Raw genomic sequence first — 23,936 nt, forward strand, 5'->3', positions numbered from 1 at the left:
AAGTTTCCAAGGATGGTGTTACTTTGGTGTCAGATTTTAGCTATACACAATATTTGGAGAATTTAATGGCAAGCACTCTGGCTGAAAGGGTTAGCGAACGTAGAGCGGCTTTGAATCTTAGTCAGGAAGAATTAGCCAGAAAAGCCGGTGTATCCCGGGTTGCCATAAGCAAAGCTGAGTTGGGGCTTACCAAAAATTTTAATGGCGATACGCTGTTTAATATTGCCCGCGCTCTTTTATGCAATCCAGAATGGCTTCAGACGGGAAAGGGTAATCCTGAATTACAATCCACATCCAGTGCTAATTGGGATGTGAATGTGAAAGAAAATAGAGACTCGCACCCAGTACAATCCTATGAGTATCCTAAAATTAGTTGGGTTAGCGCGGGGAATTGGTCTGAAGCTATTGAGCCATATAGCCTTAACGAAATTGATAATTGGGTCACCACGACAAAATATGCGGGCCAAAACGCTTTTTGGCTCGATGTTAAAGGGGACTCCATGACCTCTCCGGTGGGACTAACCATTCCAGAAGGTATGTCCGTATTAGTGAATCCTGATATCGAACCCACTTCGGGTAAATTAGTGATTGCTAAATTAACTGATGATAATGAAGCCACATTCAAACGTTATATTGAAGATGCTGGTCATAAATATCTAAAACCGCTTAACCCTCAGTATCCAATGATAAAAATCAATGGTAACTGCCGTATTATTGGGGTAGTCGTTGAAGCCAAATGGGAAAACTTATAGGGAGAGAACAATGTATTGTATGAAATGCGGCGCATCAGTTGAACCCCATAGCAAGTATTGTTCATCATGCGGAACTCAAGTCAGTCAACCAAACCAAATAACCCCCTCAAATCCCTGGTTGAGTGATAAGCCTAAAAGGCAGCAAACCATTCTTGATGCAAAACCTACCGCAACAACAGAAAATAGCCTCATAGGTTTTATCAAAAAATGGGGCACGAGAGCTATTATTCTCATTGTTGCGACTATCTTTGCTGTCCTCGGTAAGGATTTAGGGCGCACACTAACAGACAAATCAGATAATGCTTCAATCTGGGAAAAAGCCGTACCAGCATTTGCTGAAGAAAAAGTCAAAATTGGCATCCCTAAGCGTTTGGATGACAACACCCTTTTAACTGATATGTTTGTCAAAGAAAAAAGCATTAATTATATATATAAAATCAATGATATGAATCCTGATGACGAAACAGTTATTCACGCTAAAGCCATTGCGAAAGAAAGTTTTACCCATGCACTTTGCGACAACATTCTTATCGATAAATATCAAGGCTCAGTTAACTATATTTACCAATTCCCTACAGAGACATTGACCGCCACCTTTAATAAATCAGACTGCCCACCTCGTTAATACCCCCTATCTTTCAGAAAAACCACACTAAATGGTTTTTCATAACCGTGGTCGAAACTAAAGTATCAAATCTCACTTGACGCAATCCGAAACTATAGTTACATTTAGATTCAGGAATAGCACCACCATCCGAAACAATGGATACGCTCTTTAACAAACAGGTTAAGTGACACTAAACGGTCCGCGTGTACCGGTCACGGCTAAGGCTAAACCACGGATCACCCGTGTGCCTTCTATGAGGGTGCAACGGTGATAAGACTTCTATTACCATCTACCAGATGAACTCGGAACTCTAATATATTCATTCGGCTTTGTAGTGCTTGGGAAGCGGAATTCAACCTTACAAGTAGGACAAAAATGCGTATCTTGAACAGTTGTGGATGCTTGAAGTTGAAGTATCGACTTTACCGAATGCTCATAACAGGAGGGGCATATATCATGAAGAGGTGTGTCTGGCTTCTTCGATATATCAACTCGGTAAACAAGCGTCCCGGTAATAACTTCATAAAGAAAGTAATTGGATTTTTCTGCATCCCATTGCTCACGTTGTTTTTTCTCATTTTCGAGTTCAATAATGCGCTCCTTCGCCGCTATAAATAACTCTTGCTGAGACATTTGCTGCATCTGAACGTCCATTAGTTTATCCAGCAAACTATGTGTTTTTTCTTTAACTACATAGTCCACTGTCAAATTCTGAATTTCTCTAGCAGCGCCAACAGCGCCTTTAATAGCTCCACCAACGCTGGACATGGATTCACTTATCCTAGCAATAATTCCTTTGCTTTCAGACATGAACTTCACTCTTTAACTGTAGGGGTGACAAGACTTTATCTGATTTCTTGCTGTAGGGGTATAGCGAGAACCACGGCCGGGCGTGGATAAATATCCCGGCATAAACCAACTGAGGACTGACCAATGGCCACAACATCTCGTCAAAAGCGTATGGCAAAGAAACGCAATGCCCATATCCAGGCGCTGGCAAAGCGTGAAAGTAATCGCGTTGAAAGAGCAGTATTAGTCTTGGTGCGGTGCAAGCCGATGCCAGATATGCCAGCCGTACCCAGCAAGTCCCGCACTTCAGCAGATCCAGAGAAACGCATTGCCGCCGTTGCCCGCCAGAAGATGTGCGGATGCAGCAAGTTACCGCGCGGCGTGCGATAGATATTAGTTAGCAGGAAACCCAAATCAAACCATCAGAGCTACAGCTTAGGCTGTGGCTCTTTTTTTACCTGTAAGGAACTCAAATGAGCAAATTATCAGCAATTAATATGCAGCAGATTGAATCTTCCCAGATCCACAGCATCGGCCATGACCCGATTAGTAACACGCTGGCGATTCGTTTTAAGTCGAAAGGTGAACCGGCGGCCCTGTATCACTACCAAAACATATCCGCTGATGATTACGCGGCATTCTCCGGCGCTGAATCAATTGGCTCCCACTTCTACCGCAATATAAAGCCAGATACCGAGCGTTATCCATTCCAACGCATTAACGAAAAGAAAGACGACGAATAAATGATTTGATCATGCTCCCCCATAAAAATAGGCGCATGAATGAAACACCTAAAGGAGTCTGTATGTATCAATACAACTACCAACGTGCCGCTGAGGAACATCAGGAAGCTATGCTGGTTTCTGACGATAGCTGGATAAGCCAACGTGTTAAAGAGTTGCTATCGGTCATCACCGATGAAACAGCGAAAAACTTTTTTGTTTTACAGTTCAGTGGCCACAATTTGCATCTGATCGGCTGTGACGCTTTCGACACCATCAAAGATGACCTTAACGAGGTGATTTATAAATATTGCCTAGCAATGGCCACGGCGGAAAGACACCAGATTAAAAAAGAAGAATGGTTATACAACTGATTTATCTATTAACATTTCAGTATTACTAAACTTCTCAATCCACTCAGCCGCTTTATGCGCTATCCAAACTTCATATTCATGAATGTGAGTAAATAATCCCCTTAGGTCAGCAGCATTATAAATTACATAATGAACTAATCCTGATGTAATAATAAAATCATCTTCTTTTTTCATTTTCTTAACCCTTTTCATATCTTCTAGATCAGAGGTAAAAAAAACGAAAGCATCTTTCCCGGGGATTTTCTTTCCTGCCCAATGAGCTAGAACATTCCGGTGGTCCCTACGATAAATAATTTCGTTAATGCGTTCTGCTACTTCTATTTTTTTATCTGGGTCTGACTCAAGTTTATCGAGGGATAGAAGCAATTTACCCACTATAAATGGAAAATTAATATTCATCCTATTCTCTTTAGGCGTTAAACATATTATTCCTTTATCCATTAACAAAAGAAAAACACGTTGAATATTAAACTCAATGAAATTGTAGGTTTGTATATACATACCTAACAAATAAAAATCTTCTTGAGATAAACTCTCAAGCTCAGCCACATTATATTTCAGAAGCTCACGTTCTAGTTTATCAAGTTGTTCATTTCTGTATTCTTGAGGCAATGCCATTTTTATATTCCTTCTATCCCAATAAAGAGAAAAGCCCCAGCGATTAAGCTGGGGCTATCCCAGGAGTGCGGGACCAACCGCAAACCTACTGAGGACTGAACAATAACCACGAAGATTATTATCAGCGTGGTTGAGTGACCAAACCCAACCATGGGAAAGCATACCATGACTATTGAATTCATCAAGAAACTCCAATACCGCCACCGCGTTACCGGCGACGACTTCAACCTGTATCCCAAACAATCTGGCCTGAAATTCTTCTTCGCCTGTGTTTTAGGCGCGTTCATGTTTCTGGCTATCGCTGTCAAAATCTGAGGGCTAATCAATATGACTAACAAAATCAACTTCCCCGAGGTAATCATTAAGGATGATGCGGCACCAGTTTTATATACCAACGGTGGATTAAAAGCATTTGTAGACCAAGCACGCCAAGCAGTTGAACACGAAGTGGTAGACGCAACTAATGTCGTCAAAGGCTTCGGGGCTGCCAGCGCCCGCCAGGTACATGCTCAATGCACCCGAATCGTCAAAGACTGGGAAGCAGAGCAGAAACAAAAGGAAGCCGCATGATGGATGAGGAACTGAACCTAACCACCGGCAGCTATTTTAAGGAAGATGACCGGGGCGACTACACCGCTTGCATCATCTGGCTAATGCGCTCCCGCGCAGAGATCCGTAGTGGTAATCCCTATCGACCGATGCCAAAACCGATTTATGCGGGTGATGAACGATGGCGTGGTTTATCTCAAGTGAGTACGGTTGATATCGGCATTCGTAAGCGTTACTCACTGGAAGTTTTACTGGCTATCTACCAGTTTCACCGCGCTGGCCACAATGAAAACTTGATTGCCAGTGATACCGGCATTCCGGTGACCACTATCCGCAAAATGTTAGAACATAAAACCCAGAGCCAGCGCAAAGCATGGCAACTGGCTCACCAGCTCCGCATCCCCTCAAAACGAGACATTATCAACCGGTTAATTCGGGAGGTTTAGTTTTAGCGGAAAAACGCACAGATATGAGTAATCAACTTCGAAAACATAAACTGAGGACTGACCAATGACCAATGAAAAACAGGCAGCTAATCCTGCCCCTATCAAACCAAAAGCTACCAGTTTAGCCGCCGATATTGCCGCTCACTGCCTGGCCTTCGAACAGTCGCCAGAATATTCAGCGATGCTACAGCGACACGTTTCCAGCCTGTACGACAAGGCCATCAAGGAAACCTTCGAGTGGGGTGACTTCCCCCGCGCCGTCAAGAAAGCGCTGGAGGACGCTCTGCCGGCCAATATTTCGCAAATGGTCGATCTGCCGCGTTACAACATCCTCATAGCTAAAAAGCTGGAAGAAAGCTGGGCGCTCAATGCTGTTGGGGAGCGCCTAACAGCGGGTATGCAGAAGATGGTGCTGGATTTCGTCAAGTCGGAAGAAACGCCGAAATACATCAAAGCCTCCGATCTCTGGAAAGCCTATATCAATGAACACAAGGAAGAAGCAGCCGCGCAGGGTTGGGAGCGGCCAGAAGTGCTAATGGAAATGGGCGATCACGACACGTTCCGCGTGGGTATTGACGAAGAGCCAGCTAGCGAGCTGTCGTCATCATTCAATTCATCAAGCAGAGACAAAACTCACCCATTCCAGTTCAAAGACAATCTCTATTTTACCGTAGCGAGTTGGCTAAAGCGCTATTCAGAACTATTAAAGCGTCGCGAACTGGCTGAGAACACCATGAAAATGAGAGTCCTGCAAATCGGATATATTAAGCAAGAATTTGGAGATAGGCCGATCGAGACTGTGACCACCAAGCATATTGCTGATTTTATTAATACCTATGTCGATAATGGTAAAAGTTCGATGGCGGTAAATCTACGTTCTGTTTTGTCTGATGTTTTTCGCGAAGCAATAGCTGATGGTTTAATTAGCACCAATCCAGTGGAAGCAACACGCACGCCGTCACCAAAAGTTAAGCGGGAACGGCTCGACTATGCCGCCTTTTGCAAGATTTATGAGGCTGCTGGCCAACAGCGGAGCTGGGTTCAACTTAGCCTGGCTCTGGCGCTGATTACTGGCCAACGCCGTGATGATGTGCGGCAATTAAAAAGAAGCGATGTTCATGACGGCAAGCTTTGGGTAGTCCAGAGTAAAACCAAGATGCAGATTGCGATATCGCTATCATTACGGCTGGAAATAATGAATACCACGGTTGGGGAAATTATAGAAAAGTGCCTGAATAACAGTAAAAGTGAATATCTCATCAGCTCGCCAAGTAAAAATTCAGGCAGAGAACCGGGGGCATTAAATGCAGACTCGCTCACCAAAGCATTTGTTAAAGCATTAAAGGCGACCGATCTGGTTTATNTAGTCCAGAGTAAAACCAAGATGCAGATTGCGATATCGCTATCATTACGGCTGGAAATAATGAATACCACGGTTGGGGAAATTATAGAAAAGTGCCTGAATAACAGTAAAAGTGAATATCTCATCAGCTCGCCAAGTAAAAATTCAGGCAGAGAACCGGGGGCATTAAATGCAGACTCGCTCACCAAAGCATTTGTTAAAGCATTAAAGGCGACCGATCTGGTTTATGAAATATCCCCTCCCAGTTTTCACGAGATCCGCAGCTTGGCGTCTCGTCTTTATGAAGCGGAATACGGTAAGGAATTTGCACAGAAATTGCTTGGACACAAATCGATGAAAATGACGAATGTATACCTGGATTCACGTAAAAATGAGTGGGTTGAGATTTAGGCCGAGTATAGGATTTCGGGGGAATTTCGGGGGATTTCGGGAGAAACAGAAAAATATCATTAAAATCAATAAATTAAAAAAAGACCGAATACGATTCCTAAAGGTGAGAATTCTTAAATTTATCTATATAAAACAATAAGATAATCAGAGTTATGACCTTTAGCCTACGTTTAACACCGTCTTTAAAAGATCAACATGATCATATACTTATCAGCTATTTCGAAAATTCTCGGGAAAAGTTCGGGCGCTAAAATGAGGGAAACATGACATCAACACTATTTATAGTCTGCCTAATACTGGTCGCCGTAATGATCACCATCCACCCTGCTCTCTGCATTCCTTTTGTTATCGCTGCTTACCTACTAGCTGGTAATGGCAATATGCACATGGATAGTGACGCGAGTATCATTTTAGGTATCATCGGATTTATTCTGTTATTGGTTCTGTTCGTCATTGTGAATGACGCTCTGAAATAATTGCTGATAGTGTAATGTGGATTAATCGCTACTCAATCGTCAACTAAGAGCGAAAAGTTGACTACAGTGTGGAAAGTCTATCTGAGACAATTGTAGTAATGACTAACCGCAAACATTTTCAAACTAAAAAACAGTTTAAAATATTTTAGCTATTTCGAAGGGGAAAATAAAAGCTTAAAATTCATTAAATATAAGTAAGGATAGTTACTTGCTGAGGGCGCCCATAATTAGGCACCCCATAGATAAAAAATACCAGTAGAATAAATTATTAAAACCTTCTGAATAAGTCATTCATTGCAGCACCAGGTTTTATTTCACTATTATGAGATAGATGTCGCTCAAAATATTTATTTTCATAAGCCTCAGGCGATGGGCCTCTCTCAGCCCTAAATATTAATATTTCTTTTTCTTTATAGGTAAAGTTCGATAATCTGTTTAAAATTTTCCTCTTGAATTCCTCTGAAATCAAGCTACTTTTCCCTATATAATCTTTAAGTTGCTTCAGATATTGGTCTACTCCTCCATGTAAATACTCAGCCTCACTATCAATGCCAACTATGAATTTACTTGAGTATTTTATATAACTCCTTTTAAATTTCGCTTCGTGATCCTTTGCATCAGATTCGCTTTCCGCAACACCAACAATGACAGTACACTCCCCACCTATACTATTTGTCATTGCTGTCAATGTTTTTAATATTTTATCAACCAAAGCAAAATTAAACTCTTTTTTACTATTAGCTAACGTGATTAACCCCATTTTAAAATCATATGATTGCTGTTCCGTCTTGGACTCATTAATAATGTTTTCTATGTTTCTTATCCAATTACCTGGTTCAAAAGTATTAACTTTGGATTTAATAAAGTGTTTTGATATAATCCCTTTAGTTGCCTCAATTAAGCTGGTTCTTTCATCGTTATGCCACTTTCTACCATTTCCCATAATGGACTTATAATGCTTATCATAAATTCCTTTCAGCGAACTATGGAGGTCCTTATAGTTTGAGACTTCCATACTTTCATTTATTATTAGCTCATACATAGACAGGAATATAATCTGAAAGCATCGTGATGATTTTTGTTTCTGATTAGAGTAAATCGTATCAGAGAAATTCCCTCTGTCATCCTTAAATACTTTATTAAGCTCATCAAATATATAATTAAAAGATTTTATAATGAAATCTTCCTTATATTTTTCAAGTGTGCTTGCTAAATTTTGATGCTCTTTTGTAGTTGAATCATAAACCTTATTTAAGTAGTCTGATGTTGTATGACACTCTTTAGGAACAGATACATAGCTAAGTAAATGAGTTATTAACTCTTCATCCCTCGACTCTCTTATATCTTCTTTCCTAATAATATCACCTTTGACCCAAAAAATATCCTTTATGTTTATTCCATAATTTAACCTATCATCACCTATGCTTATATTCTTCATATTTCTAAGTGTCACAATATCAGTCCTGGAAGAATCTTTCCTGACGTAGTTTGATATTTTATTTATTGTCTCGGGAACTATTCCTAGTGATCCGGCTTGTCGTACATCTTGCATTGACAATCTTCTTCCTCCAGTGTTTATTCTTCTGAAAGTTTCATCTATAAATGCAGGAGTGTTTATGTGTGTAGTTAAAAATGGTATTTGATAATTAAGTATTGAAGAACAAACTTTAGCTTCTAAAATTGGGGCCTTCTGATTTAAGATCCCTTTATCTTTTAAACTTTTAGTTAGGGAAGTTGTTTCTAAATCAAAATATGCTCCATTGAGAGAAAAGTCACATTCAAGAAAAGATGTAATAGCATTCAAACGCTGTAGTCCATCTAAAATCTCGAAAACTCCAATGTCATCACCACTTCCTTCTTGTTTTGATGTCAATATCATGGGAATCGGGTACCCATTGGCCAATGAATCTATAAATTTTTCTTTTTCCTCGATTGTCCAAACAAGCTTTCTTTGGTATCTGCGATTAACAACGAGTTTGTTCTCTAAGTACAGCTCGAATACTCTCTGAACTAGCTGTGGTGTAACTGCTGAACTCATTTTATGTCCTTATTAAGGCTTAGTTTTAAAACTACTATATTATCGAAAGATTAAAATATCCATACTAAATACTGGGTCTTTACGTGTTTTACAGGTAGATTTTTCTGACCTTTGAAGTACCCTTGGTGCGTAGCTATATGAATGCCTACTTTTGACACAGAGCCTTCTGTCAGATCTAATTACACCCAAGCGAGGTTGCTATCGAGTTGGCAAGTAAAACCATCTATGACCATGGCTACATTGCCTTGCTCAAAAGCCAATAAATCAGGGAGTCTTCCAAACTCCCTTTCAATTTACTTATTAAAATACGGATTCACCCTTTCCACCGCCTGTTGTACCAGTTTGTTTCTGGTCGCCATTAGCCGATCAATCTTTTCTCTTTTCTGATCCGCCGTGAGTATCCGGTCGCGCCTCATCATTTCAATCTGAGCATTCAGTGCTTTCACTTGTTTCTGCGTCGCGGTTAGCCCCTGACGCTGCGATAACTTACCCCTATTTTCCTCTATCAATTCATTGGCATCATCGCCCCGCCCCTGCTTACGGAAGCTGTTGATGGTGCTGTTTATCTGGTTGGCTTCGGTCATCATGCGGTAAAAATCTTCGGTGAATTGGGTAGACTTGGCCGGATCTGAACCTCTGAAGAAGGATTTAATCACCGGCATCTCATCTAGGCGCATGGTCGGGGTTTCGCCGTAGTCTTTCAGGTTACGCATCAGCAAATTAGTCGCGCCCATCACATAGCTGCCTAAACTGCCGGTATAGCCCATCACAATATGATCCAGCATCTTCGGTGACATATTGGTCGCCTCACCCACTTCGCGCATTAACAGGCTGGTCTGGTCGTTATAACGGGCACCCGCAATCAAGTTGCTGTCGGCCATGTTCTCAATCGGCCCGCCTTTGAAGAAATCATAGTTAACATAAGCCTCGGCAATCGGCATCGCGACTTGTGGGATAGGGTTGAATGCCATAGTTTCCATAAAGTTATGCGCCACCAGCTTGCCAAATTTAGCCCCGGTATCTTTACCGCCCAGCGCACGGACAAATCGCTCCGGCAAGGTGCCAAACATCAAGCCAATTTCAAACGGTTTCGGGAAACGAATATGCTGATCGCCAATCCATGCGTGCCAATAAGTGTCTTTATCCCAGTCCTGAAGCTCGTCATAACGTTTGTCGTCCCAATTCAGCGCCATCAGTGCCAGCGAGGCTGCGGTGATCATGCCGCCGCGTTTCAGCACTTCGCGCGGGTTCTCTTTGATACCTCGGCCTAACTTACTCAGCCCTTGCATACGGGCGTTGAAAAATGGCAGCATATCACTCAGGTTTATCATGATTTTACTGGCCCCCATCATGCTGAAGTCCATCAAATCACGCGATTCAAAGGCTGCCTGAGCTTTACTTTTCCCTGATTTAATTGCGGCCTCATAAGTGGCCAGTCGGTTAGCGTTCTCTGCCGCTTCGCTGAGATTTTTATATTTATGCAAACCCTGTTCAATCTTACCCATCACCTCTTTGCTGTTACGAGCAATGGAGGATTCGAATTCGTGGATTTGACTGTCGTTGTAACCTTTACGCCGTAGAACACTACGAATAGTTTTAGCAGTCGATGCCGGATCATAAACATTCGAGTAACCGCCGCCAAAAGTGGCACCGGCGAACATCATATCCACCAGGCTATCATCAGTGCGTAGGGCTTTTCTAAATCCGGCCCATGAGGCTGTCACTGGCTTAAATCCATCTTTATTGATGGCCCATGAGTGGATTGAGTCACGTAAGAAGTTGCGGATGATAAAATCAGGCATCGATGTGGTGCTGACGGTCAGCACCTTTTTAGCCTGGCGGGCCGCTTTCATAAAGGTAGAGTTACTACGCTCGAGGTCTATCATGGTAAAGGCGCGATACAGTTCCGGATCATTAACCTGAACCAGTTTTTCCTGCCCATCAATAAACACCTTAACCACATCTTTGCCGATACGCTCAAAATCCATTTTGTTCGGTGATTCAATCACCTCCAGCACGCCGGTATCCACAAGATTGACCACTGAGCGACGCATGGCCTCATTTTTCATTGAAGCATCAACCGATTTCGCCACATAGTTAAACAGGTTTTCGATAGGATCCTTGATGGTTAAATCGCTGCCTTTTAACTTGCGTACGGTACTGCTCTGGTTGGCAATGCCTTTGCTGGTCCACGGCCCTTTCACCTCGCCATTTTCGGCTTCACGGTAATAAGGCAAGTACCAGGCATCCTCCCACTGTGCGCGGCTTTCCGGATCAATCAATCCCATATCTTGTTGCAGATCCAGAATCGACTTAATGAAAGCATCATATTTTTTCTTCTGGCTGTCGAATAAGGCTTCATTACCCCGGTTAAGGGTTTTCATATAAGCAATTTCGTCAGCATTGAAGTTGTTCTCTTTGCCCTCTTTCATCAGCCGTTCAGAGCGATGGCCGGCGATCCATTTAAAGAAGTTTTCCCGATGGTTTCCCAGTCCGTCGAGAATACCCATAAGAGCGTCCTCTTTACCGGTACCGGATTGTCGCTCTACTATCCCTTCGGCTTTGTTATAGCGCGGCAAGCCATGCTCTAAAGTGGCGGCAGTAACAGAGCCTGCCCCGGCAGCCATACGCGCTCCAATGTAGGCAGAACTTCGTGCATCATTGATACCGGCAGCATCTTCGGCATATTTCAGCGGAGCCATACCATCAAAGGTTTTGGTATTGAGTTTACGGCCGGTTTCTTTTAGCCAGGCTTTCAGTTCCGTTTTATCTTTGCTGGTCACTGTACCGTAGAAAGTCTTGGCCTTATCAAACCACCCCTGCTCAACGTTAAAGCCCATTTTGCGGTTGGTTTCAGCATCCATTGATGAGCTAGCAGTGCGGGAGTAAAGCGCATCACTATTGCGAATATCCTGCTTGGAGAGTATATTTTTACTTGAGCCGCTAAAGGTGTTCGCCCCGGGCAATTGGAGCCCGGTTGCATGAAGCCATTTAGCGGCTTTTTCTTTGTCTAAATACAGCAAGTCGTTGTCCAACTGCTTTTGTAGTGCAGCACGGTTATCTTTTCCGTACACGCTCGCAATCTTATTCACCTCTGCAAATCCAGCACCTTTACCATTCAGATGAATAGCGGCAATCACTGGATTCCCATTAGCATCATGAGCTTCCACCAGTGAGACTAACGCATCTTTCTCCGTTGCAGAACGCATGACAGCCACAGGATCCGAGATTAACTCAGGCAACCGCTTCATATCCTCCAGTCGTACTGCATGATCACGTACGGATGGGTCAGTGGCTTTATGCACCACGGACGCAGGCATGGTAAGTTCAATATTCCGCGCGCCAACCGCCTGATAAACGGCGGGCGTGTCACCTAAGCGAACCTGATGACGTGGGGCATGCTCCATTGCCGCTATATTTTCAACTTCAGATGCAAGCTGCTTAGCGTCATAGCTATCGGGTTTGAATGGATCTTTGCGGCCTTTGGAATACAGAGCATCAGAGCGTGAAAACGTATTATCAAACTCCCGCGTTCCGGGTTGTTCGCCATCATACATAGCCGTCTTTTTAAACCGCCCAGCGACGGTGCGCAGAATAGTGCGTATCTCAGTTGGCGAAATATCATTCGTATTCATGATGCCGGTTTTCTTCAATGCATTGATCAGCACAGAAACAAAACGGTCCCACATCGCTCCAAGGCCGCTGAGTTCTGAACGCTCAGCCATGTGAGCCAAAAACTCATTAGCCTGCATTTCGGGAGACTCATTGCGGTATGACTTATCGACTTCCCGCCAAACATCCTGAATTTCTTTATTTTTGCTGTCGCGAGTCTGATGTAATACGCGCATGATACGGTCGTATTCCACATCACCAATGACGGAAGCCAGCCCGTGGTGCGCCAAGACCTCATGACGCAATTTAGCCCGAAGCTCGCGGTCAGAAGTAATGTTATCCGCTACCACAATCACCCGGCTGAGTTCCGGCTGATAAATGGCATGGACAATGCCGAATTCTTTTGGGATCCCGCGCGGCATCATGGCAGCCGCTTCAGCTTGGGTTTGCACTACCTTAACTTTGATTTTGGCTGCACCATTCAAATTGCGCACCCAGACATCAGCGATAACTTGGGCTCGCCCTTGGCGCATTCCCTGAGCGGTTTTTTCACCCGCAGCAGTGTGGCCGGTATCTGAAATAACATTGCCTTTATCAATATCGGTACCTTTACGCGAATAGAAAGCGATACCTTTATCGGTTGGCTTGGTTTTGAGCGTTTTGAATAGGTGATCAAATGCCTGACGCACGCCGCCGTTTAATTCCGCTTCGGTTGGGTACCCGCCTTAAATAACTGAGCATTGCCACTAATGATATCTGTTGGTGCCGCCGCAGCGGAAAGAAGTACATCTTTTAAACCTACGCTAGGATCATTGGCTTGCGGTGCTTTTGACTGCCGTCCAGCAGCCTCACGCGCTGCCCTTACAGCACCCCAGTCGAAACCGGTATTCGCATTTTCACCTGGTTGCTGGATATTGAGTGTTTCACGATTACTGTTATTGGTTTGCTCTTCTGGACGTTGCTGCTGCGGATCGTAAGTCATTTGGTACTCCTTTATTAGAAATGAACCTTTGGCGCATAGGAAACCAGCCCACCGAGGCGTACCAACCGTACTGGCTCCTCAAAGGCTCATTTCTAATCAGGTTCGATGGTTTGAAGCACATGCGTTGTGCTGGGGAAACTGGAATAAAAAACCCCGGCAGGCGAACCTGTCGAGGCTAGATTTCGTGCATAAAAAAACCGAAGGGCTTTTTAAAGCTCACTTCGGCATCTTTCTGTAATTTAGCGTGTTACAGAGATTCTGTGAAGTTGTAAATGATGAAACTTCAAACAAACACGTTTTCCCTAAAACTCTTAGCAAAAAAAGTAGCCCTAATCAAGGCTTGATGTATAATCTATGGGAATGGAATATTTTATAAAAAATTAGGTGGTTATGAAATTTAATATTGATATTAAAAACTTTGGTAAAATAAAAGAAGCTAAGATAAACATAAGGCCTTTTACTGTTATTGCAGGCCCAAATTCATCTGGGAAAAGTTTTGTAACTAAAGCTCTTTATAGTTTTTTTAATACAATTAATAATGATCACGTTACCTCCTCAGCATTCAATAGTATAACTAAAATAAAAAACTTAGCGTTCTCTATTGATTATCAATTGGTTCGGCCAAGCTTAACAGAGCAATTATTGCATCGAGATCTTATTAACTCTATTGAACAGGTGGAGAAAATTATTGATGAAGAGTTTAGAGCTAACACTCTTACTCAACAAATTTCCGGGATGGAATTATTAAGTGTCGCATGTAAAAATGTACTTTCTAATTTTGACAACTTCAGAAATGAAGTTCATGGGAAAGTTAAATTTAAAAAAGTTAGCGCAACTTTTGATGCCATCAAGATAATGTTAAATTCATTATCTAATTTGACAACTAAACCTAATAGTTTTCTTGGTGAAGAAATAGAAAAGGGTTTCATTAATGAACTGAAAGAAAACTTTCAAGTTTCTAAACTGGCAGACTTAAAAAACTTTAATGCCGATAACGATTCTGAAATTTGTTTTGATTTCGATTCCCTTGGCTCAATTCACATAAATAACGAACGCCTTTCATTCAAGTTGACCCATACTAGTATTGATGATTTTCAAAAATTATATAATGTTGTATATTTAGAATCACCTATATATTGGAAGCTAAAGGATTCCCTTGATACTTTAAGGTCTAATAAAAAATACTTATCCTTTTTAGCTCGACAAAAGAATGATATTTTATCTGGAGTACCTAAACATTTTTACGATCTCTTTGACTTATTAAAAAATAGAGCTAAAGATGAAAAATCAATTTGTGATTCTCCTTTTTCAAAGTCAATAAAACAAGCTATTGGTGGTGAGATTCTAATATCACCAACTAGTGATATTGTTTTCAGAGAAAAAGGAAGCCCTCGAGCTGTTGGCCTACACTCTACTGCTCTGGGTGTTACTAATTTAGGTATAATATCTCTCTTGCTAGAGCGAGGTATTATATCGGAAGGTAGTTATTTATTTATTGATGAACCAGAAGTGAATCTTCATCCATCATGGCAAAAAATTATGATTGAGACCCTTTTTGAACTCAGCACCCACGGCATAAGCGTTATTATTGCTAGCCATAGCATAGACATGATGAAGTGCATAGAAAATATTATGGATAGCAATCCTATTCTTGTATCTGAAGAACATTTTGGTATAAATCAATTAACTTCTGATGGTTATTCTGTCGCTGAAAGCACTAATCCCATGAAGCGTATTGCAGCAATTAAAAGTGATCTTGGCAAACCTTTTTATGACATGTTCATAGATGGAGAGTTGTAATATGGACATGAGTGATTTTGAGAATTTTGCTGAGGAAATGGATCATGAATTTAAATCCATCGATGTCAAAATAAATAAAATAGGCTATAAAGTTGATGGGGAAGGTATTAAATATCATTGTAAATTTAACGAAATTAAGTCTGTAGATTACTTTCACAACATAGAAGATAAACTTCACTTGGTCGAGTTTAGTGATCTAGCCATGCAGCATACTTGTATATTACAACGCATAAAAAAAATAAAAGATTGTGATTTAGACAAGAAGGAAAAAATATTACATATTAAAGAATTGCATAAAGCCATTATTTCCGAAATGCGTCAAAAATATATAGACTCATTAACTATTCTTCGTTATATGCCCAAAAACATAAGTAATATTCCTGCATGGGCAGTAGTAGAAAAAGGGAATTATATCGTTATAGTTGCACCGACGAACGACAATGTTGAAGCGAGTGTTAAATCAGATATAGTTAGAATATTAGATAAACTAAAAAATGACCTAACAACTTCTATACCTGATGAACTGTTTGTAGGTGTAAAAGTTGTTAAAATTGATAGTTTCCTTCAATAAGATAACGTTTTAGTCCGAAGTTAATCTAATAATCTCCCTCAACTGTTGTGCAGTAAAGCTGTTAACATGTGTGGAAGCTGTCTGGGCTGTGTTGTTTGCAGCCTTTACCTCCTCCCTATCCGCTCGTTTCTGCTGCCAGGCAGCAAATGCCCTCCGATCTTCCTCACTATTCAGATCTGGCACTTCACCAAATTCTTTTTGGTACTCCCCGGCAAATGCTTCCAACTCAGCTGGGTCAATGCCGGATTGATTCTGAGAACCACGGCCCCCACCAACACCATAGAGTTCAGAAGCTTGCTGGCGGCGTTGCTCAGAGCTGCTTTTTATTTCCTGTTTTGCAGCGGCCAGTTGCTTCTCATCCATCATGGCACTGTCTTTATTCAGCGCGGCCAATTGCTTACTTTCATCTTTACCAATATCCAGCAGCTCTTTGCGGTAGCCTTCACTTTCCTGACGCATGGCGGCTTTATCTGGCGGGTTAACCATGCTGCCAATAAACTTGGCGCGATCTGGCTGGTTAAGCTGACCAACCATCTGGCTGTAACCTCTGACCTTATTCATAAACTCGTCGATAGAGATTTTAGCTACCTGGTTATCATTCACATCAGCGGAACCGAATTGAGTCATAGGTTTGTTGGCGGTTGAACCATCGCTATAAGTGACTTTCAGACCAGGAATAACAAACTTGCCATCTTCGCTGATGCCAATATGGGCCAGTTCTTTGCTCTTAATCTTCTTGCCAGATTCCGGATCGACTTCATCAATATTGCGCTCAATATGAGGGGCCAACACAGTATTCATCGTCTTTAATACTTTCGGGTCGTTATAGTTCATTTCCCCGGAGAGCACTTTCTGCATAATCTGGTTAATCTCCATCACGTTATTGATGGCGTCCTGACCAAAGAAGCGGGACGGATGCAGCGGATTATCCTTTGATATTTGCCCATACAATTGAGGGTCTACCTGACCAGTGGTTTCAATCTGTTTATACATCGCCTGAACGACCGGCATTTCTTCTTGCATGCGCTGTTGCCGCTCGGCTTGTGAACGTTGGAAATTAAACTCGCTTTTACGCATGTTGAGTTCCTGCGCCCGCATGCCCAAACTGGCATTGGCCGTGCGCTGATTGGCTTGCGCTAACCCGTAGTTTTTATTCCACTGCTCATCACCCACACTGTCACGCTGTGATTTATATTGGTGATCTCGATTATCAGTCTCTTTGCGCCAATCCACCTGCTCTTTCGCCAGGCCATAGTTGCGGTCAGAGTCTTTAATCTGTTGCTGTTGTGCGGCATCTCGCAAGCCCAGCTCACGATTGCGACTCATTGCCTGATCCGCAGTATTGAAGCCTGCCAAGAAGCCGTCTGCTAAACCTTGTACGCCCATAATAATGATCCTTTAGAAGAAACTACTTGCCAGCAAACCTACTGCGGCACCAATACCCGCACCAATCGGCCCACCCGCAGCACCATAGGTGGCACCAACCGCCATGCCAGTACCGGCCCCCACGCCAATCATGCTCATTTGGCTCTGTTTCTGTTGGGATTTGAGCTGCTCATTTGCAGATTCGCGCTGTATCTCACGGTTAGAAGCATCACCTAGCCCTTGCATGGCCTGCTGCCGAGTATCCCGTGCAACATCAATCAGTCCGTATCCCATTAGTTACTCCCCCCGCCAATACTCATTTGCTCACGTAGGCTTGCACTGCCACCGGTTAAAATATTCATCTGTCGATCTTGCTCAGCCTCCCGGATACCATTCTTCGCCCCGGCAGTGGCCAGTGCCGAGCGCAGACCTAAACTGTTATCGTTCGGGTTTGCCGTCTGAGTAGTGCCATAACGCGCTAACTGATTTTGAGTACCCAACTGAGCAGAACGCAGACTGTTGGCAGAACTATCACTGACGCGGGTTAATTGCTGATTCATCAGTTCTCCGCTGGTAGCCAAACCCATTAGCTCTTTTTGCTTTGGATAAAAACGAGTGAGCCAATCGTTATACTGATCACGAATAAGATTGGCATAGGTATCAGATGCTTGTCCCATAACGCTCTCCTGTCATTAGTTGCCGCCAAAGATGCCCGTGGATTTGCTGCTCACGTCTTTGAGTCCATAAGTCGATTTGCTGCTGACGTCCTTGACCCCATAATTACGAGCAGCCACGCCGCCAACAGCACCGACTAATTGCCCTACTGCCTGTCGGTCGCTAAGTGACTTCTGTGCATCGCTGGTCGCTTTACTTAAACTCTGGCTGGCAATGTTGCTATAACCAGACAGTGCATCAGCTTTTTGCCCTGAACCCATAGCGACAACATCCTGCAACCCGGCGACATATTTACCGTAATAGAGTAACTGCCCTCCTCTAACTGGATACGATATGCGCCAATATTGTCGGTTCTAACCGTGGCTGAAAAGGTATTGAGTACAGTGAGACTGTTAGCTATTGCGGTGAGAGTGATTTGTGCATTGATTACCGGCTCACCAACCGGGTTAATCATAATGCCGGAAACAATAACGCTCACTGCCCACCTCCCTGATACTGCGCCTCTTTCAATTGCTGAGCGAAACTCTCAGAATTTTGCTTAACCCCCAGCTGATCACTGAATGCCTGATAATGCTGCATGGCTAAATTGAGATTGGCCCCGGCGTCACCATCTTTACTAAATGAACGAAACAGCATCCAATCCACCAACGGATTCACATAGAGCTCATCAATCGGTACCGGCGTTTTATCTGCCAGATCATTGATAGCAACGGCCACCGGAACTCTGGCAACGACCGCCTCAATACCAATGGGCTGCATAGCACCGGGAAACAGGTAATACACTTTGGGTGTCAATTCGTTATAGGTGTAACGCTCGACTGAGCCAGTCATCTGATGCCAGTCAGGGTATTGGCTATCCAGTACATCGCGCGGTACCGGCCTTAATGCCCTGCCGTCTACTAAACGAATCATCTCGATTAAGCGGATCGCACCGGCGGGCAACCTCTGTTTAGTCCCAACCTCTGTGGTCATCACTTCAGTGGTGGCTCCGGCATCAGGTCGCGCCAGAATGACAGCCCGGACAGCATCATTGTAATAATCACATAGCTCCGCCAACGGCCAGCGTAGCCATGCAGTATCTTTGAGCTGGGTGTTAACCCGCCCAATAATCTCGGCAATGGTGATCATTAGAAGAACTCGTGTTTACGAACGGGGTTATTGAAGGCGGTGATCGGGGAGTTATCCAGCGCCTCACGAAATGCCCGACGATAACCATCAACAAAGCGCACCCCGAAGTATTGTGAGCGCTGCGGATCGGTCCACGGTTTGCCCGGCATAATAAATAAATCTTCCAGCGCACCAATGGCGATCACATCAGCGTAATCGTCTGCAAGCACGTCAGGCACTTCAGTCACCTCACGCTTGGGTTCAATGGCAAAATCCACAGTCACTTTGGTAAACGGCTGATTGAAAATGATTTGATTGGCAGACTTTACGGTAAACTCAATGCCAGCCGTCAACAGAACACCCGGCGCACTGGCATTACTCACCTGATTTGTGAGGTTTAATACCCGTAGACGCTTGACGCATTTCACCAGATCACTGTCCGTCAGGATACAAGTTGCACCCTGAATAACATCATTAAAAGTGACAGTTTCACGACAGAGTAATGACTCACGACAAAAGGTGATCGCAGATTCCAATGCGGCCTGCTTCATCATGATATCCAGCGGGCCGCTGATATGCTTTCGTATGGTCGGCAGAAATGCGTCAAGTGTTGCCATGGTTATTCGGCCCCAGTGCTAACAGCGTTCTTGACCTGAATGGCTTCACGAACACGCACGCGGAAATCATTGACCTTTTCCTGAGCAGCCTGCCTGATATTCAGATCTTCAGATTCGACTAAGGTGGCCAGTTGAACCGAGGTCAGTTTGGCGATATCAACCTCATCACCCCCAACTTTCAGGACAAAACTATTTTTTTCAGCCTCAAGTTTGGCTTGTTCTATTAATTGCGCCGCCAATTCTGCATGTTCTTGCTCTGAGGCTTGTTGCAGATTGAGCGTACTTTCCAATTCATCGTGACGGATAAATACCGTTGGAAAATCCAGCAGTTGATGGGCAATAGCACTTTCAACTTCAACCGGTTTATGGCGCGGGAATACCAGGCGACTACCGGTAATGGTGTCACGTTTTTTTTCTTTTAGGCCGATATAGACCACGGCGATTTTGTTAGGCATGGGAGACTCCAGATTGCGGATAGTAAAATGGTTAATGACAAAGCTATTAGTCACTTAGTGAGTGAAGGGTTTACCGCACCTCGGGGCACTCCGACGGCTCACGCGCTTGTATTTGAAACTACTCTCGCCCTTCCAATCCATCGCTGCCACCCACAAGGGCAATTGCGATCGCCATAGCACCACCAGCAACTACACCGTATATTTTCTTCATTAAAGGGGAGGACACTGCCATTATTTATCCCCCCTGATTATTGTGTATCCCTCTCGCGCTGCTTTTTCGATAGCTTTTGTCTGCCGGCGCTGCCAGTAGGCGTTCAGAAAAAAGGTAGCCACCCCGATGATAATACCGATGACAATCGCCCAATCATTCAGGGTTAAATCTTTTAATAGGTTACCCAGCTTCCCAACCAATACCAGCACTGCCCCTGTGAGATATGAGGCAAATGATGTTTTTTCAGGCATTTTCATGCTCCACCTCCCCGGTTTGGGGAAATAAAAAAGCCTGCTGGGCGAACCATGCAGGCTTTTGGGGTAGTCAGGACTGACCGGAACTGACCAATAAAAAACCGGAGCAGCTTTTAAGCATACTCCGGCATCTTTCGGAAATTTAGCGCGTATTAATCATTCAGTCAATGGAGGGTATTGCAAAAGATCATTATTCATCAACGCAATAACCACCGTCATCTGCTGATTGTGATTCTCCGCCCCACCAGGCAATGCTCTTTTAACCTCAACCCACAATTGAGATGCTGAATATTGCTTGCTGGGATTAGCTAAGACTATTTTTGCTCCCTCGATGGCGTAATCTTTGTTATTAGGATATTTTCTTCGACGTAAAATATAATTACCTCGTTTTATTCCCTTTACCCAGCCGTCCTCACATAAGCCTAGAAAAGTAATTCTTGGGCATGACTTTCCATTACCGTCGAGTGATTGATCCCATTTTTTAGCTAATTCGGGGTTATTCACGCCAGCAAAATATTTTGCGACGCTGACAGCTATTTCAGCATAATTATTTTTTGCCATCTGTCTCTCAAACCATTTCATTTTTAGTTAATTCAGATAATGTCTGAGACGCGTCGCTTTCTTCAATGTACAGCCATTGCATGCATTCTTTAACCAAAGGTGCGTATTGCGCAGCCCACTCCCCGGCGGGTATCTCAGCCCCTATGATGCCCATAGATTTGCGCAGATGCTCCATTGTCGGCGGTATACGACCACTACCACCGCACTCGTTGCATGTTTCTGGATGAGGTCGCAGGGTTTTACCGGCACCATGGCAACGTGGGCAGACTTGGGTTACCGCAGCCTGCTGATTGGCCCATGCCCGGAGTGCTCCGCGTTCTGTTTTGATTTTAGACTGAAGAGTTTGTATGTCACTGGCCAGTAGTTCGATAGTGCCATCATCAAGTGCCTGGGCTTTATCTCTCTCCAGTAATTTGATTTGCTGCTGTAGCCCATCAACGACTTTTCTGGTCATTCCAGTACGGGAGCCGTAACGCCGCAATAAAGTGGCAATTTGCTCTACCTGCGCCGGGAGATTTCTATCCAATACCATATTCAGCGCTAACTGACTGGCAGCAATGGCACGCGGTGGATGCGGTCGCTTATGCAGCCACACACCAATAGCAGCCCGTAAGCGTTGCTCGGCTTTGCAATCATTACGGTATTTGGTCATCAAGATATCAAACCCAACGGGGTGGCTATGCTGGCAGGTAGCAAAAGTCCCTACTATCTGGTCTTTGGTCAGAACTGCACGACCTCTGCCAATGTTCAGCGATTCAATGCTGACGCAGCGCGGATCATGCATTTTAATAAGTTGTTCAATTGCTGTGGTCATTGGTCAGTCCCGTGTTTTAAATTCACAGAACTGAGTTTATAGTTCATTTCATAATACGCAACACATATAGAAAACATCCCTTTAAATGCAATTAAACTTTACCCAAAAGAAGTGCTGCAATAGGCCCAGCTAATTCTTTTACTCCCTGCGCTACAGTTATAAAGTTAGCTAGCCCTCCCAAAAGTTCGCTAAATTGCTTACCTATTACTCCGGTTTTGACCTCTTCCTGTATCCTCCCTCGATTTCTGTCACTCTTATCCATGCCATGCCCAAAGCCGACACCGGTATTTTTACCGTTGTAGACAGATGGCTCTCTAATTACTTCATGATCGAAGTAATAGTTTTTCGACTTACTCAACAAGAAAATATATTCGTGGGCTTTGGTACAGCGATCACGCACGCTCTCTGGCATAGGATTAGATTTGTGCCAAATAATATCTTGGCGGAGGATCCAGCCGTCATTTTGTAACGCAAAGGCAAAACGCCACGGCATTCCATACAGTTGCTTCCCTTTGCCCCAACTATCCCCCATATTTACCCATAATGTCCCATCGTCACGAAGCACGCGGCGAACCTCGCGAAACACTGCGACAAGCTTTTGAATAAACACCTCTGGGCTTTCCTCCAGGCCAATCTGCCCCTCAACACCATAATCACGCAGCCCATAATACGGTGGGCTGGTAATACAGCTATGAATGGACTGATCTGCCATTTTGCGCATTGAGTCTATGCAATCACCGATAAAAATCTGGTAACTCATTGCATGCCTCCTTGCGTGGTAGGAACCAGACGATAAAACCAAACCCGCTTACCGCTATCCTCATTGCGGACAGTTCTGACCTGTTTCACCAGCCCGTGACGGACAGGATTGATCTCGCGCAGACGTGCGCTTATCGCGGTCTGGGTATCACCTTCACCGGGGAACATCTGGGACATCAACTTTTCCAGATCGCGCAGGGTTCGCCAGTCAGCCCCACTGGCAGCGGCGATCACGCGGTTTAACTGGCTGTTGGCCTCGTTTAACCGGCCAGCCAGGCGCATAGACCTGATATCGTGGTTAGTCCAGAGTAAAACCAAGATGCAGATTGCGATATCGCTATCATTACGGCTGGAAATAATGAATACCACGGTTGGGGAAATTATAGAAAAGTGCCTGAATAACAGTAAAAGTGAATATCTCATCAGCTCGCCAAGTAAAAATTCAGGCAGAGAACCGGGGGCATTAAATGCAGACTCGCTCACCAAAGCATTTGTTAAAGCATTAAAGGCGACCGATCTGGTTTATGAAATATCCCCTCCCAGTTTTCACGAGATCCGCAGCTTGGCGTCTCGTCTTTATGAAGCGGAATACGGTAAGGAATTTGCACAGAAATTGCTTGGACACAAATCGATGAAAATGACGAATGTATACCTGGATTCACGTAAAAATGAGTGGGTTGAGATTTAGGCCGAGTATAGGATTTCGGGGGAATTTCGGGGGATTTCGGGAGAAACAGAAAAATATCATTAAAATCAATAGATTAAAAAAAGACCGAATACGATTCCTATATTCGGTCTAGGGAAATGGCTCTTGGGAGAGAGCCGTGCGCTAAAAGTTGGCATTAACGTAGGCTTACTCAGCCATACTCTTTAAGAATAGTCGAGTACATGTGTTTCGCCAACTTAGCAACAGAAGTAATTAATCACAGTTGCAAACTAGTTTGGATGATAAAAGTCAGTTCATAAAATGAACAACGTAATTATCTGTTAAATAGAGACAAATATCTGTGTCCGCCAATATTCTCGAGT

Annotated in this window: 31 protein-coding genes; 13 read left to right on the plus strand and 18 right to left on the minus strand. The window is 43.6% G+C overall.

All coding sequences use genetic code 11. The annotated features are described in order from the left end of the window. The first annotated feature begins 65 nt into the window (after window positions 1–65). Together OVO64_RS00360 and OVO64_RS00365 are read left to right on the plus strand one after the other, a co-directional pair. Entirely contained in the window at window positions 66–752 is a 687-nt protein-coding gene (locus OVO64_RS00360; protein ID WP_145586305.1) for a LexA family protein, read from the plus strand. Between the two features lie 10 nt (window positions 753–762). Then, window positions 763–1,377 (plus strand): zinc ribbon domain-containing protein, encoded by a 615-nt coding sequence (locus OVO64_RS00365; protein ID WP_145586241.1) that lies wholly within the window; start codon window positions 763–765, stop codon window positions 1,375–1,377. A gap of 264 nt (window positions 1,378–1,641) precedes the next feature. Here the strand turns inward: OVO64_RS00365 and OVO64_RS00370 are convergent, their stop codons facing one another. Then, the gene (locus OVO64_RS00370) at window positions 1,642–2,169 is read right to left on the minus strand and encodes a hypothetical protein (RefSeq protein WP_145586239.1); all 528 of its coding nucleotides are present in this window, start codon (window positions 2,167–2,169) and stop codon (window positions 1,642–1,644) included. 123 nt (window positions 2,170–2,292) lie between these two features. Between OVO64_RS00370 and OVO64_RS00375 the strand changes: the two genes are divergently transcribed. The 3 genes from OVO64_RS00375 (at window position 2,293) to OVO64_RS00385 (ending at window position 3,244) form a co-directional block, all read left to right on the plus strand. Further along, window positions 2,293–2,538: a hypothetical protein gene (locus OVO64_RS00375; RefSeq protein WP_145586237.1), complete on the plus strand. Its 246-nt coding sequence runs from the start codon at window positions 2,293–2,295 to the stop codon at window positions 2,536–2,538. An 83-nt stretch (window positions 2,539–2,621) separates the two neighbouring features. Continuing rightward, window positions 2,622–2,891 carry a KTSC domain-containing protein gene (locus tag OVO64_RS00380; protein WP_145586236.1) on the plus strand — a complete coding sequence of 90 codons (270 nt, stop codon included), beginning with the start codon at window positions 2,622–2,624 and terminating at the stop codon, window positions 2,889–2,891. Window positions 2,892–2,953: 62 nt separating this feature from the next. After that, window positions 2,954–3,244: a hypothetical protein gene (locus OVO64_RS00385; RefSeq protein WP_145586234.1), complete on the plus strand. Its 291-nt coding sequence runs from the start codon at window positions 2,954–2,956 to the stop codon at window positions 3,242–3,244. Here the strand turns inward: OVO64_RS00385 and OVO64_RS00390 are convergent. Beyond that, window positions 3,233–3,862 (minus strand): hypothetical protein, encoded by a 630-nt coding sequence (locus OVO64_RS00390; protein ID WP_267248506.1) that lies wholly within the window; start codon window positions 3,860–3,862, stop codon window positions 3,233–3,235. The genes OVO64_RS00385 and OVO64_RS00390 overlap by 12 nt on opposite strands. Window positions 3,863–4,027: 165 nt before the next feature. Between OVO64_RS00390 and OVO64_RS00395 the strand changes: the two genes are divergently transcribed. From OVO64_RS00395 to OVO64_RS00415, 5 genes are all read left to right on the plus strand, one after another. Further along, window positions 4,028–4,177, plus strand: a complete 150-nt coding sequence (locus OVO64_RS00395) for a hypothetical protein (protein ID WP_154295109.1) — start codon at window positions 4,028–4,030, stop codon at window positions 4,175–4,177. A gap of 12 nt (window positions 4,178–4,189) precedes the next feature. After that, window positions 4,190–4,432 (plus strand): hypothetical protein, encoded by a 243-nt coding sequence (locus tag OVO64_RS00400; protein WP_267248507.1) that lies wholly within the window; start codon window positions 4,190–4,192, stop codon window positions 4,430–4,432. After that, the gene (locus OVO64_RS00405; protein ID WP_145586751.1) at window positions 4,429–4,857 is read left to right on the plus strand and encodes a hypothetical protein; all 429 of its coding nucleotides are present in this window, start codon (window positions 4,429–4,431) and stop codon (window positions 4,855–4,857) included. Before OVO64_RS00400 ends, OVO64_RS00405 begins: the two co-directional genes overlap by 4 nt. A 64-nt stretch (window positions 4,858–4,921) precedes the next feature. Continuing rightward, window positions 4,922–6,610, plus strand: a complete 1,689-nt coding sequence (locus OVO64_RS00410) for a site-specific integrase (RefSeq protein ID WP_267248508.1) — start codon at window positions 4,922–4,924, stop codon at window positions 6,608–6,610. A 263-nt stretch (window positions 6,611–6,873) separates the two neighbouring features. Then, on the plus strand, window positions 6,874–7,086 hold the full coding sequence (locus OVO64_RS00415) for a hypothetical protein (RefSeq protein ID WP_267248509.1): 213 nt from the start codon (window positions 6,874–6,876) through the stop codon (window positions 7,084–7,086). Between the two features lie 268 nt (window positions 7,087–7,354). On the opposite strand, the gene OVO64_RS00420 is transcribed toward OVO64_RS00415, so the two are convergent. From OVO64_RS00420 to OVO64_RS00430, 3 genes are all read right to left on the minus strand, one after another. Then, window positions 7,355–9,124 (minus strand): GmrSD restriction endonuclease domain-containing protein, encoded by a 1,770-nt coding sequence (locus OVO64_RS00420; RefSeq protein ID WP_267248510.1) that lies wholly within the window; start codon window positions 9,122–9,124, stop codon window positions 7,355–7,357. Window positions 9,125–9,417: 293 nt separating this feature from the next. Continuing rightward, window positions 9,418–13,425, minus strand: a complete 4,008-nt coding sequence (locus OVO64_RS00425) for an LPD38 domain-containing protein (RefSeq protein WP_267248511.1) — start codon at window positions 13,423–13,425, stop codon at window positions 9,418–9,420. Window positions 13,426–13,433: 8 nt separating this feature from the next. Beyond that, complete coding sequence (locus tag OVO64_RS00430; protein ID WP_267248512.1) at window positions 13,434–13,718, minus strand: hypothetical protein; 285 nt, start codon at window positions 13,716–13,718, stop codon at window positions 13,434–13,436. A 390-nt stretch (window positions 13,719–14,108) separates the two neighbouring features. On the opposite strand from OVO64_RS00430, the gene OVO64_RS00435 reads away from it, so the two are divergent. Both OVO64_RS00435 and OVO64_RS00440 read left to right on the plus strand, forming a co-directional pair. Then, window positions 14,109–15,518 (plus strand): AAA family ATPase, encoded by a 1,410-nt coding sequence (locus OVO64_RS00435; RefSeq protein ID WP_267248513.1) that lies wholly within the window; start codon window positions 14,109–14,111, stop codon window positions 15,516–15,518. A 1-nt stretch (window position 15,519) separates the two neighbouring features. Next, a complete protein-coding gene (locus tag OVO64_RS00440; protein ID WP_267248514.1) occupies window positions 15,520–16,089 on the plus strand; it encodes a hypothetical protein in 570 nt (189 codons plus the stop codon). A 9-nt stretch (window positions 16,090–16,098) separates the two neighbouring features. Here OVO64_RS00440 and OVO64_RS00445 read toward each other — a convergent pair whose 3' ends face one another. From OVO64_RS00445 to OVO64_RS00500, 13 genes are all read right to left on the minus strand, one after another. Further along, window positions 16,099–17,475 (minus strand): hypothetical protein, encoded by a 1,377-nt coding sequence (locus OVO64_RS00445; protein WP_267248515.1) that lies wholly within the window; start codon window positions 17,473–17,475, stop codon window positions 16,099–16,101. 12 nt (window positions 17,476–17,487) lie between these two features. Beyond that, window positions 17,488–17,748, minus strand: coding sequence for a hypothetical protein (locus tag OVO64_RS00450; protein ID WP_050126862.1), 261 nt, complete (start codon window positions 17,746–17,748; stop codon window positions 17,488–17,490). Beyond that, window positions 17,748–18,131 (minus strand): hypothetical protein, encoded by a 384-nt coding sequence (locus OVO64_RS00455; protein ID WP_004712659.1) that lies wholly within the window; start codon window positions 18,129–18,131, stop codon window positions 17,748–17,750. Before OVO64_RS00455 ends, OVO64_RS00450 begins: the two co-directional genes overlap by 1 nt. Window positions 18,132–18,146: 15 nt before the next feature. After that, window positions 18,147–18,389, minus strand: a complete 243-nt coding sequence (locus OVO64_RS00460) for a hypothetical protein (RefSeq protein ID WP_267248516.1) — start codon at window positions 18,387–18,389, stop codon at window positions 18,147–18,149. Next, complete coding sequence (locus OVO64_RS20590; protein ID WP_416371387.1) at window positions 18,326–18,583, minus strand: carboxypeptidase-like regulatory domain-containing protein; 258 nt, start codon at window positions 18,581–18,583, stop codon at window positions 18,326–18,328. Before OVO64_RS20590 ends, OVO64_RS00460 begins: the two co-directional genes overlap by 64 nt. Before the next feature lie 20 nt (window positions 18,584–18,603). Next, entirely contained in the window at window positions 18,604–19,257 is a 654-nt protein-coding gene (locus OVO64_RS00465; RefSeq protein ID WP_267248517.1) for a DUF6682 family protein, read from the minus strand. Further along, window positions 19,257–19,853, minus strand: a complete 597-nt coding sequence (locus OVO64_RS00470) for a hypothetical protein (protein ID WP_267248518.1) — start codon at window positions 19,851–19,853, stop codon at window positions 19,257–19,259. Before OVO64_RS00470 ends, OVO64_RS00465 begins: the two co-directional genes overlap by 1 nt. Window positions 19,854–19,855: 2 nt before the next feature. Continuing rightward, on the minus strand, window positions 19,856–20,308 hold the full coding sequence (locus tag OVO64_RS00475) for a hypothetical protein (protein ID WP_267248519.1): 453 nt from the start codon (window positions 20,306–20,308) through the stop codon (window positions 19,856–19,858). 231 nt (window positions 20,309–20,539) lie between these two features. Next, complete coding sequence (locus OVO64_RS00480; protein WP_226719278.1) at window positions 20,540–20,776, minus strand: phage holin; 237 nt, start codon at window positions 20,774–20,776, stop codon at window positions 20,540–20,542. A 153-nt stretch (window positions 20,777–20,929) separates the two neighbouring features. After that, entirely contained in the window at window positions 20,930–21,334 is a 405-nt protein-coding gene (locus OVO64_RS00485) for a DUF6979 family protein (protein WP_267248520.1), read from the minus strand. A 7-nt stretch (window positions 21,335–21,341) separates the two neighbouring features. Next, window positions 21,342–22,148 carry a TIGR02642 family protein gene (locus OVO64_RS00490; protein ID WP_267248521.1) on the minus strand — a complete coding sequence of 269 codons (807 nt, stop codon included), beginning with the start codon at window positions 22,146–22,148 and terminating at the stop codon, window positions 21,342–21,344. A gap of 91 nt (window positions 22,149–22,239) precedes the next feature. Then, window positions 22,240–22,908, minus strand: coding sequence for a DNA-methyltransferase (locus OVO64_RS00495; RefSeq protein ID WP_267248522.1), 669 nt, complete (start codon window positions 22,906–22,908; stop codon window positions 22,240–22,242). Further along, window positions 22,905–23,189 carry a hypothetical protein gene (locus OVO64_RS00500; protein WP_267248523.1) on the minus strand — a complete coding sequence of 95 codons (285 nt, stop codon included), beginning with the start codon at window positions 23,187–23,189 and terminating at the stop codon, window positions 22,905–22,907. Before OVO64_RS00500 ends, OVO64_RS00495 begins: the two co-directional genes overlap by 4 nt. Window positions 23,190–23,226: 37 nt before the next feature. Between OVO64_RS00500 and OVO64_RS00505 the strand changes: the two genes are divergently transcribed. Further along, complete coding sequence (locus OVO64_RS00505; protein WP_323744635.1) at window positions 23,227–23,595, plus strand: tyrosine-type recombinase/integrase; 369 nt, start codon at window positions 23,227–23,229, stop codon at window positions 23,593–23,595. Window positions 23,596–23,936: the final 341 nt, after the last annotated feature.

Source organism: Yersinia sp. Marseille-Q5920 (assembly GCF_946902935.1).
Lineage (GTDB): Bacteria > Pseudomonadota > Gammaproteobacteria > Enterobacterales > Enterobacteriaceae > Yersinia > Yersinia rochesterensis.